Genomic DNA, 15,360 nt, shown 5'->3' with positions numbered 1-15,360 from the left:
CTTTTTGCGTGTAGAGACGCGACACTTCGCGTCTCCTCGTTGAACGATGTCGTTGTAACGTAAGCTGTTCTAGGGGAAGACGCGAAGTGTCGCGTCTCTACAATCAGGCTGGCGTCATAGGTTTGGCGCATTCGGAAGCCTTTACCCTGAGAAGGACGGATTAGCTACGCTGTCCTTCGGGTGCTTCAGATACTGGCTTGATGCGCCACATGCCTTGCACTGACAGGCGGCTCTACTTTTTGACGTCCTGCTTCTTCAGGTCTTCGTAGGCCCCGGCGTTGATGACCTGCGGAAATCCTTTTTCCTGCATCAGCACGGCGGTTTTGCTGCTGCGGTTGCCGCTGGCGCAGTACAGCACGTAGGTCTGCTTGGGGTCGAGGCGCTGGAGCTGCTGGGCTACGTCGGGGGCGCGGAAGTTGAGGTTCTGGGCTCCGGGCAGGTGGCCGGCGGCGTATTCCTCGGGCGTACGCACGTCGAGTAGCACAGTATTGGGCTGGGCCAGGGTTTTCTTCACCTCCGCCACGGGCGCTACGGGCACGGCCGGGACGTTAATAACGCCAGTGTTCGACGCAAGAACGGTTTTACCGACTGGTAAATCCGTTTTGACCTCCCGCACTACATTGGTGGACTGCGCCGAGGCAGTTCCAGCGGTCAGTAAAAAAGCGCCGGCAAGCAGGAAACGGTTCATAGAGGCGGATGGAATGAGGTGAGAAGACGCCCAACGGACACGCAGCGGGCCGTATAAGTTGCAACGCCCGCCAGAACGATGTAGAGACGCGACACTTCGCGTCTCGCTGTTGAACAATTGGAGCCGTACCGTAACTGGTGGCCTTAATAACGTCAGCAACGACGAGACGCGAAGTGTCGCTGTGCTTAAAACAAGGAACCTTGCTGACCCGCAACTGGCGGCACCGGTGCCGCCGCTTCCTCCGGGGTTTCGGCCTGGTCGGTGGCGGTGGGGAGCATGGCCAGCAGGTCGGTTTCGCCGATGATGGGCACGTTGAGGGAGGTGGCTTTTTCGCGCTTGGCGGGGCCCATTTTGTCGCCGGCCACCAGGTAGCTGAGCTTCTTGCTGATGCTGCCCGTGATTTTGCCGCCGTGCTGCTCAATCAGGTGCTGCAGCTCCTCGCGGGTATGCTGCTCGAACACCCCCGACAGCACAAACGTCAGGCCGGCCAGCCGGTCGCTCTGGGGCTGGGGAGCCTCGCCGGTGAGGGCCAGCTGCAGCCCCGCCGTCCGCAGGCGCTCCAGCAGCTGCTGGTTCTCGGACTCTTGGAACCACGCCGCTGCCGACTCGGCAATGACGCCGCCCACCTCGGGCACGGCGGCCAGCTCGGTGGCCGTGGCCGCCGCCAGGGCCTCCACGGTGCGGTAGTGGTTCACCAGCTTCTCGGCCACGGTTTCGCCCACGTAGCGGATACCCAGTCCGAACAGCATCCGGTCAAACGGCACCTGTTTACTGGCTTCGAGCCCGGCCAGCAGCCGCTGCACCGATTTTTCGCCCATACGGTCCAGCTGGGCCAGTTCGGCGGCTTTGGCGGGCAAATCGTAGAGCGACGCCGCGTCCGTCACCAGTCCCAGATCGAAGAAGCGGCCCACGGTTTCGGCCCCCAGCCCGTCGATATCCAGGGCCTTGCGCGACACGAAATGCTCCAGCTTGGCCTTGCGCTGGGGCGGGCAGCCCCGGTCGTTGGGGCAGCGGAAGTGGGCCTCGCCCTCGGGCCGGATCAGCGGGGTACCGCAGGCCGGGCACTCGGTGGGATAAATGATGGGCTGGCTGTCGGCGGGGCGGGCTGAGAGGTCCACGCCGGTAATCTTCGGAATTATTTCGCCGCCTTTTTCCACGAATACCATGTCACCCAGGCGCAAATCGAGGGCGGCAATCTGGTTGGCGTTGTGCATGGAGGCGCGCTTCACCACGGTGCCGGCCAGCGGCACCGGGTCGAGCAACGCCACCGGCGTGACGGCCCCGGTGCGGCCCACCTGGTATTGAATGCCCTGCAGACGGGTGCGGCCGGCCTCGGCGGGGTACTTGTAGGCAATGGCCCAGCGCGGGCTTTTGGCCGTGAAGCCCAACAATTCCTGCTGGCGGAAGTCGTCCACTTTAATCACAATCCCATCGGTAGCTACGGGCAGCTCGAACCGCTGCTTATCCCACTGATGCACGAAATCCAGCACCTCCTCGATGGTGCCGCACCGCCGCCAAGTTTCCGAGACGGGCAGACCCCAGGCGCGCAGCGCCTCCAGCGAGGCGCTGTGGGTGGGGAACTGGTTGCGGCCGGGCATCAGGAAGGAGTAGGCGTAGAAGCGCAGCTTGCGGGCCGCCACCTGGGCCGAGTCCTGGAGCTTGAGGGCGCCCGAGGCGGCGTTGCGCGGGTTGGCCAGCAATGCCTCGCCGTTGGCCTCGCGCTCCTGGTTCAGCTCCGCAAATACGGGCAGGGGCATGAAAATTTCGCCGCGTACCTCAAACTCTGGGGGCTGGGGCGCGCCTTCAGGGCGCAGGTGCAGCGGCAGGTTCCGGATGGTGCGCACGTTGCTGGTCACCACGTCGCCGCGGGTGCTGTCGCCGCGCGTGACGCCTTGGGTGAGCTGGCCCTGCTGATAGGTCAGGCTCATGGCCACCCCGTCGAACTTCAGCTCGCACACATAGGCCACGTCGGCTCCTTCCAGGCCCTTGCGCACCCGCTCGTCAAACTCGCGCAGGTCGGCCTCGGAGTAAGTGTTGCCTAGGCTGAGCATGGGGTAGCGGTGCTCAGCGGTGGGGAACTGCTTGGTGATGGTGCCACCCACGCGCTGGGTGGGAGAGTTGGGGTGGGCTAGGTCGGGGTACTGCTGCTCCAGGCGGGCCAGTTGCGCCAGCAGCTCATCAAACTCCTGATCCGGCACTTCGCTGATGTCGCGCTGGTAGTATTGGTAGTTGAGGTGATGCAGGCGCTCGGTGAGGGCGGTTATCTGTTGCTGAAGATCGGTCATGATACGCGGGGCGGATTAGAGCTGCAAGCTACAAAGTAGCGGGTTTTCGGGGCTGGTTTCGCGCAGGGTTTTGCTCACTGTCAAACCTTCGGCAAAATAAAAAAAGCCCCGGCCGGGGAGGGCCAGGGCTCTGCAAAAACGGGGGAGAAGCTATTCGGCTACCAGCACTCCATCGGCCTCAAAGTTTAGCTGCTGCTGGGACTGAGTAATGGCGGCTACTTCCTTAGCGGATTTGCCGGCATCCTGAGCATAGTGCTGCAAATCGGACACCGGCACGGTTTCGCGGTGCGCCCAGCCGTTGATGACCACCGTTTTGCCGCTGATGTCCTTGGGTACGAAGAAGGCGTAATCCTTGAACCGCACGCGCATTTCTTGCCCATCGGGCGTTTTCATCGTCAGCCAGCAGCCCTTAGCCTGGCACACGGCATCGGCCTTGCCCACCAACTTCACCTGCGCCGAGTCCTGAGTGCCCAATACCGCATTCAGGGCCGAAAGCGGCTGCGCGCCCTCGGCGGTAATGGCCGCGCCGTAGGTCTTACCGGTTACGGCCGGGGTTTCAACTGCGGGGGTAGAGGTGGCATTTTCAGTTTTGGGCTGTTGCTGGCAGGCGGTCAGCAGGAGCAGAGCGGCCGATAGAACGGACAGGGTACGCATGGCGGAAAAAGAACAGGAGGAACAAAGGGTTTACGGACCTGAACTTACGATTTTTTGACCTTGTACTTCTCCTTCACCTTGGGTTGGCTGGCCGATTCGGAGCTTTGGTTGATGGCTGTCAGCAGGCGCACCTGGTCCAGCTTGCCCTTCTTGTCGTACACCTCCGTTTTCACAATGCCCACGGCCGGCGAGTAGTAATCCACCACTTTCAGGGTGGTGCGCATCACCATATCGGCGCGGGCCACGGTGGCACTTTCCCGCTCGGCTTCCACTTTGTAGCATTGAAAGGTACCGGCCGGCGTCGTTACCGCTTCGGTGCCGGTGATGCGGCGTTTCTGCACCGTGGTGTATACTTTGGCAATATCCACGGCCGTGCTGCTGACCTGCACCGTGATGCCGCCGCCGGGCAGCTCCGAGCCCACGGTGGGCTGGTTGGGCCAGGCTAGTGGTACGGGCGCGTAAGCAAAGCGCCGGTCGCGGAAGGAGCGGAGGCTCTCGGGGCTCAACTCGGCTGCGCCGTCGGTGAAGCTCGTGTCCTGGCGGCAGCGGAAGGTGAAGTCCTGCAGCCGCAGTAGCTTGTTTTTGAGGTCGTAGGTGCCGCTTTTGACCAGCACGGTATTGGTGGTGAGCGTCTTTTTCTTGTTCTGCTCCGAACCCAGGCTTACTACCCGGTTGCGCATGGTGCCCGTGGCCTTACCCTCGGCATCCTGCAGCTGATATACCACCTCCATATTATCGGAGAGGCCAAACGGGTGGGCGCAGTCAATGGCTGGCGCGGTCTGGGCCAGGGCGGCGGTAGTACCCAGCGAGAGAAGAGCAGCTAACGGAAAAATGAATCGGGACATAAAACGAAAAAATGGGTGGAAACCAGCCTCGGGGCTGCATACGCAGGATACGCTATTTGGATTCTGCCGGCTAAGCTGAACTGGTTTGAGGCGACAGGGCAAAGGTCTTGCCAGCCTCAACTTGTAACTTGCCCCGCCGCGAGGCGTTTGCTAGACAATGAGCGGTTGCGGTTTCTGACCGGCCGCCACTTATAGTTCTCATTCCCCGTATTCCGCACATTCTCCCACATTCCCTTCTCATGCCTGACCAACCTACTTCCTGGGCCGATACGGCCGCTTCTTTGCTTTCCAAACTCTCCGGCGGCGTAGAGCTGGCCCTCAACTTCGAGCAGATGGAGCTGCAGGTGCCCAACCCCCAGAACCCCGCCACGCCCACTACCTGGCGGCTCAACGGCTCGTTGCGCATCCGCACCCGGGGCGAAAACCCGCCCAGCAACGCTTTGCCGCCGGTAACGCCCGCCCCCCTTGGCTAGCGGCCTGGATATTGAGGCGCGGCTGGTCATCAGCTTCGACGGCGACGATATTCAGCTGGCGGGCTCGGGCGGCTACCTCATCGTGAACTTTCCCAGCCAGCGCGTGCTCGATAAGCTCACCAGCGGCCCGCCCAAAGACCCCAACGCCCCCCCGAAACCCAAATCCAGCATCGACCCCCTGCAGCAGCTTAACGACCTGGCCCATCAGCTGGGGCTGGTGCTTGACCTGCGGGTGGCGGGAAAAACCCACGTTACGTTCGGCGTGGGCCGCTCCGCCAAGATTACCCTGAACGCGGTGCTGGGCAAAATCGGCTCCTTTTTCCGCAAAGACTAAGCTGTATGGCGTAGTCGGGTCGCGCCTGACGGTCTGTTGTAAGTGCCTGTCTCCGGTAGTACTACGCCTGAAAGTCGTACGGCGGGGGCGGGTGCTTTTGCGTATCTTGCTCAAACGCCTTTGGTACCAGGTAGCCCTATCGGGTCGGAACTAAAGGGCTTGTCATTGGTTTGCTACTACGCACGCAACTCCGCCGCCCGCCCCATGAGCTCCGATTCTGAACGTACCAACAAAGTAGGGGCAAACCGCCCGGCTTCCACTTTTCAGCGCATGGAGCGCGTACCCCTGCTCCTGATGATGCTCTACATCGGGCTGGCGGCCGTGGCCGCGCTGTTTGTGGTGCTGGTGGCGGCCTACACCTATACCCGGCTCCGGAGCGGGCTGCCGACGAGTACGTATCCATTGCCGCGCTTCTTCTCGCTGAGCACCATTGTACTGCTGCTCAGTAGCTACGTTATTGCCCAGGGGCAGCGCCTATACGCCCAGGATGATTTGGCGGGCCTGACCCGCTGTCTGGGGGCCACGCTTCTGCTCAGCAGCATTTTTGCCGGCCTGCAGATTTTAGGGTGGCAGGAACTGCATGCTAATCAGCTGTTCTTTAGCGAGGAAGCGAGCGGTACGTTCGTTTACCTGATTTCGGCACTGCACGTAGCGCACCTGCTGGGTGGCATGCTGTTTCTGCTGGTGCTACTGGTGCGTACCCACCATGCCTCCCGCGACGCCGTACGCAACCTCGTATTCATCCGTAACCCCTACCGCCGGCTCCAGCTCCGAATGGTAACTGTCTACTGGCACTTCATCGACGGTTTGTGGATAGCCCTGTTCGCGGCGTTCCTGTTCTTATATTAAGAAAGCAAGATTAAAAATAGAAAGCCGCCGCCCTGGCTGTCAGCCCCCTTAATAGGTGCCTGACGGCCAGGGCGGCGGCTTTTACTCTGGTACTCAATTCGCAATGGTGACGGTGCCTTTGTACTTCTTGCCGTCGGTGAACTCAATCAGGTAGAAATACGCGCCGGCGGGCAGGTTGCCGCCGTCCCACCGGAAGCTGCGGTTGGTGGTGCGGTACACTTGGTTGCCCCAACGTGAGAAAATTAGGATGTCGGCGAAGCGGGAGTCGCAGAAATCGGGTGGCAGGTTGGCCTGGGCGTTATCCAGGGTGAAGAAGTCGTTTTTACCGTCCACCAGATAGGGCGTGATGATATTAGGCGGCAGAAAAGCCGGGGTCTCGGGCGCTTCTACCTCGAAGCGTACGGTGCGGGTGCGCGGCTGGGGGCGGCAGGTGCTTTCCTGGAGGGTAAACGTGACTTCCAACCCGTTGCGCCGTACGGCCTCACAGTCGGCCACCCAGCGGAATGCGGCGCTGGCTGCGCCGGTACCGTTGCGGGGAGCAAAGGCCATGCCGGCGGCAGCCAGCTCAAAATCCCTGCCGGTGGCCGTCATTACCAGCGCGTCATTATCAAGGTCGAGGCCGGCCAGCGTGGCCTCAAATACGCCCCCAATGGGCCGCCGCACCACCGTAACGGAGTCGGCGGCAGATGGGGCGAGGAAGGAGGTAGTAAGGGCGGGCGGCGTATTCTGGTAGTCGATCTGAATGGGAATGACCAGGGTGGTGGCCTGCCGGTCGAGGCAGGGTGCGGCGGCGGCGGTAAACTCAAACTCGTACAGTGGCTTATCCACGGCTCGGCAGTCAACCCGCCACGAGAAGCGGCCATTGAGTTGGTTGTTGGCGGCCCCCTGCGTAAGCGTGGCTCCTAGCGTGGCCGGAGTAAAGCCCTGGCCCGTCATTTCCAGCGTCAGCGGATCGTTATCGGGGTCGGTGGCGGTCAGGTCGAAGGTGATAAGGTCGCCGACTCTGGCCCGGATGGGCAGCGCGGCGGTAGTGCGCAGCAGGGGCGGGGCGTTGGGGTCGGGCACCGAGGTAAAAGCTACCCGCACCGTGTCGCGCTTGGGCAGGCTGCAGCCGTTGTCAGCCACAATCACGTCCAGCAAATACACTTTGCCCCGGGTGTTGAAGCACTCCGGAAAGCACAGGCGTGAGGTAATGGTATCGGGCAGGCCGGGGGCGTGCACGGTACCCTGCAGCACGTTCAGGGTGGGCAGCGGAGCCGTGAAATTTACCGGGCTCAAGGATAAAGTAAGGGCCGAAGTCGGGTCGGCGTCGGTGAAGCGCAGGGTGACGCAGCGGTTGTTGCCGGGCGTGAGACGCAGCGTGTCGCGGCCGGGCCGGTAGGCGCGGGTAGTGCCCGGCAGCTGCAGCAGCACCTTCGGGCGGGCGTTGGCGGAGCAGGGAATTACCTTGAGCTGAAAGTCGCGCCGGGTTTCGCCCAGCCGCACGCCCTTGCGGTACTCGGTGCAGCGAATCCCGAACACAAACAGGCCCTGCTCGGTGGGGCGCACCTCCAGGCGGCCCGTGAGCCGCCCGATGGTGAGCGTGGGGGCGCCCGGAATCTGGTTGGTGGTGCTCAGGCCCGGCAGCCAGGTCACAGGAGCATAGGGGGCTGGCTCGGCGGTAGGGGGCTTAGGGTTGCCGGACGTAGAGTGCCCGTTCAGCGGCGTGATAAGGTCATATACCAGCGAGTCATTGTCTACGTCCTGGCCACCAAAATTGTAATAGAACAGCTCGCCCAGGCAGGCATAGTCGCTCAGGGGCGGGAAGATGCGGGGCGTGGAATTGCGCAGGGCCTGCCCGTTGCGCGTAACGGGCGGAAACTCCAGGTAAAACGTCTGGGCCGCGCCGCTGGGGTTCACAATGTTGCTGATGCCGTTATTGCGGCAGCACCGCTCTACGGCCACATAGTACCCCGCCGCGTTGGAATACTCCTGCGGCAGCAGCGTTATCCGTTGCGTGTAAACCAGCCTGCGCGTGACCAGGTCAGGAGTAAAGCAGGCCGGGTTGGTGTAGCTGACGAGCGTGTTATTGCCAAGCGGAAGGGGCACATTCAGCATCCGGCGGTTGCTGCCCTTCTCAAAGATGCCGGCCGTCAGCTCAGCGTCAAGTGCCCCGGGCTGCCCGCTGACAGCGTCAAAGTACAGGTTCAGCGTCAGCAGGTAGTTGTTGCCGTTGAGGTACTGCAGATCCATCTCGCCCCCCACAATATGCGTGGCCCGGGCCGCCGGGGCCAGCAGCAGGCACAGGAGCAGGGGCAACAGGCTGCGCCGGAATAAACAGGCGAGAGTAGAAGTCAGCATCCAGCAAAAAACACAGTGAAAAATTTTAGTAGGGTAAGATACAAAGCAGCCAGCTGTCAGGAGCAGGGAAAGAATACTTTCTGCGGTGTGCGGCGTACCTTACGCTACTTTATTTCCACCCTATTGCCCGCTTCCCTATGCGCCTTACTTTTTACCCGGTAGTTATCGGTAGCCTGCTGTGCAGCCTATCGGGCATGGCCCAGATTCCGGCGTACCGCCCGGTCGCGGCCGACCTGGATGGCTCAACCGCCGAGGACTGTGCCCGCACCCACGCCGGTACCGCTGCCCGCCCGGCCTATGCCAGCCTCAGTCACCGTCAGAAAATGGCTCGCTACGATGTCAAATACTACAAGCTGGACCTCAACCTGACCAATACGACTCGTGACGTAAGCGGAGTAGTTACCATCAAAGCCCTGGCCGGCACTCAAGGCCTCGATTCACTGGCGTTTGAGTTGTACTCTACCTTTATCATCGACTCCGTGGTGGTTGATGGTCGCCGGGGTGCCGGCCTGCGCCGGGTAGGCATGGGGGATGTAACGGTGGGCCTGAACCGGGCGGTAATGCCCAACACCTTGTTCAATGCCCTCATTTATTATCGGGGAACCGCGCCCAACAGCAACGCGGCGGCTATTGGCAACGCACTCAACACCCGCGTGGCCCCTACCTACGGCGTGAGCACTACCTGGAGCCTCTCAGAACCATACAATGCCTACGAGTGGTGGCCCTGCAAGCAGGTGCTGACGGATAAAGCCGATTCCACCGACGTGTGGGTGACGACCAGTGCGACCAATAAAGTCGGCTCCAACGGGGTGTTGCAGGCGACTACCACACTGCCCGGCAACCAGGTGCGCTACCAGTGGAAGTCGCGCTACGCCATTGATTACTACCTGATTTCCGTGGCCGTAGGGCCTTACGTCGAGTACGTGAACTACGCCAACCCGTCCGGTGGCCCCCGCATTCCGGTGGTCAACTACCTCTACAATCAGGCCGCGCTGAATACGTACCGCACCGAAATAGATCGTACCCCCGGCTTCCTCGAAAACTACTCCGAGCTGGTAGGGCTGTATCCGTTTGCCGCCGAGAAATATGGTCACAGTATGGCTCCCATCGGGGGCGGCATGGAGCACCAGACCATGACCACCCAGGATGGCTTCAGCTTTACCCTCACGGCCCACGAGTTGTTCCACCAGTGGTTCGGCGACAATGTAACCTGCGGGGCCTGGGAGGATATCTGGCTGAATGAGGGATTCGCTTCCTATGGCGAGTACCTGTCGTTGAACCGGTTCAGCTCGGCGGCAGCGGCTCTATCCTGGATGAACCAGGCGCATACCACGGCCATGAGCCAGCCGGGCGGCAGCCTGTTCGTATCCGATACCAGCAACGTAGGCCGCATTTTCAGCTCCCGCCTCAGCTACAAAAAAGGCGCGGCCGTGATACACATGCTGCGCTACCTGTTGGATGATGATGTGAAATTCTTCCGGGCCCTGCGCACGTATCAGAGCACCTACGGCGGGCGTACTGCCCGCACCCGCGACCTGCAGCGCATCTTCGAGGCGGAAGCCGGCCGTTCCCTGCAGTACTTCTTCGACCAGTGGTTCCGGGGCGAGGGTTACCCAATCTTTGCTGTCCGCTGGAACCAGGCCAATGGCTTAGTGTATATTCAGAACACCGAAACTGCCTCCATGCCCACCGTCACGCCGTATTTTGATACCGACGTCGACTACCGCCTCACCTTCACCGATGGCACCACCCGTACCCTGCGCCTGCGTCAGTACCAGCCGGTAGTAGCCGCTGCCGTGGCGGAGTCGCGCACTGTCAGCAGCATTGCCGTCGATCCGGACCAGTGGCTGCTTAACGGCCTCGGCACCATCACCCGCGACAATGGCCTGCTCACCGGTACCCGGGCCGGCCGCGCCGTTACCGCCATTGCCGTCTACCCGAACCCCTGCCGCGACCAACTGCATCTGGCTGATTTCAGCGGCACGCAGGCCCAGGCCGAAGTAACCGATGCCACCGGCCGCGTTGTGCTGCGTCAGGCTGTGACGGCGGCCCTGCCCATATTGCAAACCGGCACATTGGCCCCCGGCATCTATCATCTGAGGCTGCTGGGTAAGGGTGGCGTAATGACGCAGGCCCGCTTCGTGCGGGCAGAGTAATCGACCTTACTACTCCTGCAATACAAAAAAAGCCTCCCGCTGTGGCAGCGAGAGGCTTTTTTGGGCTCAGCAGAAAGCTACGTATTCAGCGCTTTTTGTATTTGCCAATCAGCTCCTCTACTTCCGGCGGGGCCGGCGGAAGGTTGAACACAGCATCAATCAGTTCGTCAAAAGACCCCGGCGCGGTGAATATATCATCAGTGAAGGGGTTGCTGAGCAAACGCAGAAACCCGGGCTGTCCGTTGATGCCCACCAAATCCAGGGTTACGTTGCCGAAGCGCTGGTTGCAACGGCCGGTATCGGTGCAGTCATTGGGCTGGGGCTTCAGGAAGTACTTCTGGGTGGTTTCCGCGTACTGTTCGTGCTGCACGGTGCGCTGGTCGGCCGCTCCTACGTGGTAGCCCAGCGCCAGCACCCGGTCCCGGATAAAATCGAACAGATGCTGGAAATTGCCGGGCCCGATGCTGGGGTCGTACATGAATACTGCGCCCCGGCGGCTTTCCTCCCGGGCCAGCTGCACCCGGAAGCGTGCGCCCGGCAGACCGGCTTTCTGGTAGTGGTACGCTTTAAAGTACGGCCCCATCCAGTTCAGGTACACCTGCTGGGCCAGCCACTCCTGACGTACCCGTTCCTGCGCCAAGCTGCGGTGCAGCGGCTGCCAGTCGGCCGAAGGAGGGGAGGAGCCGGGGAAAAGGCGTTTGAACAGGTTCAACAAAATAGCGGGGGGTTTCAGAGGTAACATGCCCCCCTACAAATGGTTTAAACGGGAGCCGCCAGTCAGCGCCTGAAAAACCTTGCCAAACCAGCCCACGCGTTCTTGCCAGGAAAGCAACCACAAGCAGATCAGAACGCAAAAGCGGCCTCTCCGGTCAGGGAGAGGCCGCTTTTAAGTGCGAAAAGAGTTCCGCGCTATTTTATGCGGGTCCAGGTCTGTGACTTGCCGATGAGCGAAAAGCCGATGTAGCCTTTTACTTCCATGGTGTTAGCATTCTCCATTTTCATGTAACAGGAGTACGTTTTGCCGCTTTCCGGGTCGTAGATCTTGCCATCGTCCCACTTGTTGTCGCTGTCGTACTCAAAGCCCTGCATGAATACCATGCCCAGACGGGGCCGGCTGCGCAGCTTCGGGTCGGGGTTGACGGTGTCAGTCTTGGGCTTGCCGGTTTTGGGGTCGTTGGGCACCGTCAGACTCACAATCTTGCCGCAGAGCTTGTTGCCGCACTTGTAAATTTCGAAGGTGGCCTTCTTCTCCGAATTAGTCCACACGCCCAGCGGCGAGAGAGATTGGGCCGAAGCCGCCCCAATCAGGCCTAGGAATAAGCCCAGGCACAGGAACAGGATTTTTTTCATGGTGGTGATGAAGTGAATTGTGGGGTTTTCAGGGAAAAAGATAGGAGAAAAGTTGGGAAGAACGATAATATGCCGGTCTGCTGCCCCACGCAGCCAATGGCAACTTTGGGGCCAGCCTACAGTTGAGGTACCGGGGCGAGGGGCCGTCAGGAGGAAAAGCGTTTGATGATCAGCTAGATGAGAAATAAATGGGGCAGGGAGAGTAAAAAAAGCCTTTTTTATTTTGAACCATCCGGGGGGCTTTTAACTTTACCTTCCGTAGCGAGTGCTACAGCCCCCGCCAAGCCGCCCTAAGGTATTGGGAAGCGCAGCAGGGGTTATGTCGGATCTAAAGAAAGGAGGTACAAAATGTCTAGTAGTCCCAAACAAATCCTGCCAAGCCTGTCGAATGTAGTCCGCCTCACCGCCGGACGCGCTTAACAACAGCTTTCGCGCGGAACTCGCTTTTAACTCAAGCTATTCCCGCATTCTGGCAAGGTCTTACACACGGATGGCGGAACTGTACCCCAGTTCAGTCGCTTGGTAAGATTTGAAGGATTAGATGCCCGGTTCGCCCAGCAGCCTCACAACGGAGGACCTGCATAGGCGGCCGGGCATCGTTGCGTTTGGCAAGTAGTGAAATGGTGAAGAATGAAGCTGTGACCGGGCCGCTTTGTGCATTCGACGCAGAAGGAAACCGGGGTTTATACGTGAAGGCCCAGTCCGTCAGGAATTACCAGGCATGCACAATTTCACCTTTCATAACTTCACCACTCACAGCACCCGGCGCACCTGCATGAAGCGGCGCTCATAGTCGGTGCCTTCCACTTGGCTGATCTTAACCCCGGATTCCCGGCGGGCCGAGGAAGAATGCACGAAGCGCAACGGCTGGCCAGGCTGGCTGAGCACAATGCCCGCGTGGCCGGGCGTGGTAGCAGTAGCGGCCGTGCCGGTAAACACCACAATGTCGCCGGGGCGGGCCTGTTCCCGCGCCACGGGCCGGCCGGTGCTGATGAGCAGGGCGGTGGAATGCGGCACCGGCACCCGGTAACGGGCAAACACGTAATTCACGAAGCCCGAACAGTCGAAGCCGGTTTCAGGCGTGCTGCCGGCGTAGCAATAGTTAGTGCCCAGCTGGCGCAAAGCAAAGGCCACCACGCTGTCGGCCTTGGGTGGTGTAGCATTGCTGAGTACGTAGGCGGTGGGCTGTACCGGGGCCGGAACAGAGCTTTGCGCCACCACCATCGGTTGCCGCAGCCGCACCCAAGTCACGCGCCCCACCAGCACGGCTACCAGCAAAAGAAAAACCAACCAGACGTAACGCATAGCCAATGTGGATAAAGCTGAACGCTACCCTAACGGGACACCGGTAGCCCGGGTTCAGGTCGATTGGGCTCACCGGCCTTGGTAATGGCAATTTTTGCGCAGGCTTTGCAGCTTTTCGTGGTTTTCCCCGTTCTTTGGCGACCCGGTTTTCGGGCTAACGCTTCCCCACTCAATTCCTCTTTTTCTGATGCTCCTGATTCGTACCCGCCACCTTGCGGTAGCGGCCCTGGGCCTGCTGCTGGGCTCTGCCGGTTCGGCTATGGCCGCGCCTGCCCTGCGCTACACTCTCGCAATGCCCGCCCCGCAAACCCACTACTTCGAGGTGGAAATGAAGCTGGAGGGCTTCAATAAGGCATACACCGATGTGAAGATGCCCGTGTGGGCTCCCGGGTCCTATCTGGTGCGCGAGTTTGCCAAAAATGTGGAAGGCTTCGCGGCCACGGCCGGCGGCAATTCCCTGCGTACCGAAAAAGTATCCAAGAATACCTGGCGCGTCTATCATCCCAAGACTAAGGATTTCACGGTCCGCTACCGGGTGTATGCTTTCGAGCTGAGTGTGCGGACCAGCTTCATTGACGCGGCCCACGGCTACGTGAATGGCACGAGCGTGTTCATGTACCCCGCCGATAGTAAAGAGCTGGCCAGCACGCTGGAAGTGAAGCCGGCCCAGGGCTGGAGCCAGGTGAGTACCAGCCTTAAACCGGCCGGCGGTACTTTCACCTTCCGCTCAAGCAACTACGATGAACTGGCCGATTCGCCCATTGAAATCGGTAATCAGAAGCTTTACACCTTCACTGCCAATGGCACGCCGCACACGGTAGCCATGTTCGGCGACCCGAAAGTGGACGAGGCCCGCCTCACCCGCGACATGCAGCGCGTGTGCGAAGAGGCGCACCAGGTGGTGGGCCAGAACCCGCTGGACCGCTATGTGTTTATCGTGCACAACATTGACCGGGGTACGGGCGGGCTGGAGCACCTGTTTTCCACCACGTTGTCTGTGTCGCGCAACGCCTATTCCTCGGAGGCGGGCTGGAAGGGCTTTCTGGGCCTCGTGGCGCACGAGTATTTTCACCTCTGGAACGTGAAACGCATCCGGCCGGTGGCACTGGGGCCGTTTGATTACGATAACGAGAACTACACCCGCATGCTGTGGGTGAGCGAAGGCGGCACCGAGTATTTCTCGAACCTGATTGTGCAGCGCGCCGGCTTCCTGACGCCTGAGCAGTACCTGGGCGACCTGAGCAACGGCATCAACCGGGTGGAGAATACGCCCGGCAACAAGCAGCAGTCGGCCGCCGAGTCCAGCTTTGATGCCTGGATTAAGTACTACCGCCCCAACGAGAATTCCTCGAATACGGGCATCAGCTACTACGATAAAGGTGAGGTGATTGGCGCGGTGCTGGACTTGATGATCATTCAGGAAACCAAGGGCCAGAAGCATCTCGACGACGTGATGCGCTACCTCTATGACCAGTATTACAAGAAGCAGGGCCGGGGCTTTACCGATGAAGAATATCAGGATGCCGTGGCCAAAGTAGCCGGCCGCCGCTTCGATGATTTCTTCCGCCGCTATGTATACGGTACCGAAACCCTGCCCTACGAGCAGGCCCTGGGCTATGTCGGCCTCAAGCTGGCCGTAACCCCCGCCGCCGCTACCGATGTGGCTTTGGGAGCTACCATCAGCCCCGCCGGCGGCCGCCAGACGGTGAGCAGCGTGGTGCGCGACGGCAGCGCCTGGCAGGGCGGCCTGAGCGTGGGCGACGAAATCCTGAGCCTCGATGGAGCCCGGGTAACCGACGACCTGAACAAGCTGCTGGCCGGCCGCGCCGTGGGCTCGGAAGTGAAGCTGCTGGTTACCCGCGACGGGCAAATCCGGGAGGTGACGTTTCCGCTTCTGGCCTCGGCCCTGCGCCGCTACCGCATTGAGCAAGCTCCAAATCCTACGGCCGAACAGCAAGCAGTACTGGCGAAGTGGCTGCCGGTGAAGAAGTAAGAGTTGAGAATTGAGAATTAAGAATGAAAAATGGGCCGTTCAACCTCCTGGTGGAGTAGTTGAACGGCCCATTTTTCATTCTTAATTC

Annotated in this window: 13 protein-coding genes; 5 read left to right on the top strand and 8 right to left on the bottom strand. The window is 60.7% G+C overall.

Annotated features, from left to right (window positions below):
* Positions 1-232 precede the first annotated feature (232 nt).
* From EI293_RS17050 to EI293_RS17035, 4 genes are all read right to left on the bottom strand, one after another.
* Complete coding sequence (locus tag EI293_RS17050) at positions 233-688, bottom strand: rhodanese-like domain-containing protein (RefSeq protein ID WP_125439758.1); 456 nt, start codon at positions 686-688, stop codon at positions 233-235.
* A gap of 185 nt (positions 689-873) precedes the next feature.
* Positions 874-2,973, bottom strand: a complete 2,100-nt coding sequence (gene ligA, locus EI293_RS17045; protein WP_170170417.1) for an NAD-dependent DNA ligase LigA — start codon at positions 2,971-2,973, stop codon at positions 874-876.
* Between the two features lie 150 nt (positions 2,974-3,123).
* Positions 3,124-3,627, bottom strand: a complete 504-nt coding sequence (locus EI293_RS17040; protein WP_125439756.1) for a DUF4920 domain-containing protein — start codon at positions 3,625-3,627, stop codon at positions 3,124-3,126.
* 44 nt (positions 3,628-3,671) lie between these two features.
* Positions 3,672-4,472: a TapB family protein gene (locus tag EI293_RS17035; protein ID WP_125439755.1), complete on the bottom strand. Its 801-nt coding sequence runs from the start codon at positions 4,470-4,472 to the stop codon at positions 3,672-3,674.
* Positions 4,473-4,711: 239 nt separating this feature from the next.
* Here EI293_RS17035 and EI293_RS17030 point away from each other — a divergent pair, with 239 nt between their 5' ends.
* From EI293_RS17030 to EI293_RS17020, 3 genes are all read left to right on the top strand, one after another.
* Positions 4,712-4,945 carry a hypothetical protein gene (locus tag EI293_RS17030; RefSeq protein ID WP_125439754.1) on the top strand — a complete coding sequence of 78 codons (234 nt, stop codon included), beginning with the start codon at positions 4,712-4,714 and terminating at the stop codon, positions 4,943-4,945.
* On the top strand, positions 4,938-5,279 hold the full coding sequence (locus EI293_RS17025) for a hypothetical protein (RefSeq protein ID WP_125439753.1): 342 nt from the start codon (positions 4,938-4,940) through the stop codon (positions 5,277-5,279). The genes EI293_RS17030 and EI293_RS17025 overlap by 8 nt, the downstream gene beginning before the upstream one ends.
* A 204-nt stretch (positions 5,280-5,483) precedes the next feature.
* Entirely contained in the window at positions 5,484-6,128 is a 645-nt protein-coding gene (locus EI293_RS17020; RefSeq protein WP_125439752.1) for a cytochrome c oxidase subunit 3, read from the top strand.
* Positions 6,129-6,221: 93 nt separating this feature from the next.
* On the opposite strand, the gene EI293_RS17015 is transcribed toward EI293_RS17020, so the two are convergent.
* Positions 6,222-8,468 (bottom strand): T9SS type B sorting domain-containing protein, encoded by a 2,247-nt coding sequence (locus tag EI293_RS17015; RefSeq protein ID WP_125439751.1) that lies wholly within the window; start codon positions 8,466-8,468, stop codon positions 6,222-6,224.
* Between the two features lie 137 nt (positions 8,469-8,605).
* Between EI293_RS17015 and EI293_RS17010 the strand changes: the two genes are divergently transcribed.
* On the top strand, positions 8,606-10,624 hold the full coding sequence (locus EI293_RS17010) for a M1 family aminopeptidase (protein ID WP_125439750.1): 2,019 nt from the start codon (positions 8,606-8,608) through the stop codon (positions 10,622-10,624).
* 85 nt (positions 10,625-10,709) lie between these two features.
* Here EI293_RS17010 and EI293_RS17005 read toward each other — a convergent pair whose 3' ends face one another.
* The 3 genes from EI293_RS17005 to EI293_RS16995 all read right to left on the bottom strand — a co-directional run bounded on the left by EI293_RS17005 (position 10,710) and on the right by EI293_RS16995 (position 13,279).
* The gene (locus EI293_RS17005) at positions 10,710-11,366 is read right to left on the bottom strand and encodes a hypothetical protein (protein ID WP_125439749.1); all 657 of its coding nucleotides are present in this window, start codon (positions 11,364-11,366) and stop codon (positions 10,710-10,712) included.
* A 167-nt stretch (positions 11,367-11,533) separates the two neighbouring features.
* Complete coding sequence (locus EI293_RS17000) at positions 11,534-11,974, bottom strand: DUF2147 domain-containing protein (protein WP_125439748.1); 441 nt, start codon at positions 11,972-11,974, stop codon at positions 11,534-11,536.
* Positions 11,975-12,727: 753 nt separating this feature from the next.
* Positions 12,728-13,279: a C40 family peptidase gene (locus tag EI293_RS16995; RefSeq protein WP_125439747.1), complete on the bottom strand. Its 552-nt coding sequence runs from the start codon at positions 13,277-13,279 to the stop codon at positions 12,728-12,730.
* A gap of 187 nt (positions 13,280-13,466) precedes the next feature.
* Between EI293_RS16995 and EI293_RS16990 the strand changes: the two genes are divergently transcribed.
* Positions 13,467-15,272 carry a M61 family metallopeptidase gene (locus EI293_RS16990; RefSeq protein ID WP_125439746.1) on the top strand — a complete coding sequence of 602 codons (1,806 nt, stop codon included), beginning with the start codon at positions 13,467-13,469 and terminating at the stop codon, positions 15,270-15,272.
* Positions 15,273-15,360: the final 88 nt, after the last annotated feature.

Origin of the sequence: Hymenobacter perfusus, assembly GCF_003944765.1 — a bacterium.
Taxonomy (GTDB): Bacteria; Bacteroidota; Bacteroidia; order Cytophagales; family Hymenobacteraceae; genus Hymenobacter; species Hymenobacter perfusus.
Note: the sequence above shows the minus strand (reverse complement) of the source record. Positions and strands in the feature narration are given on the sequence as shown.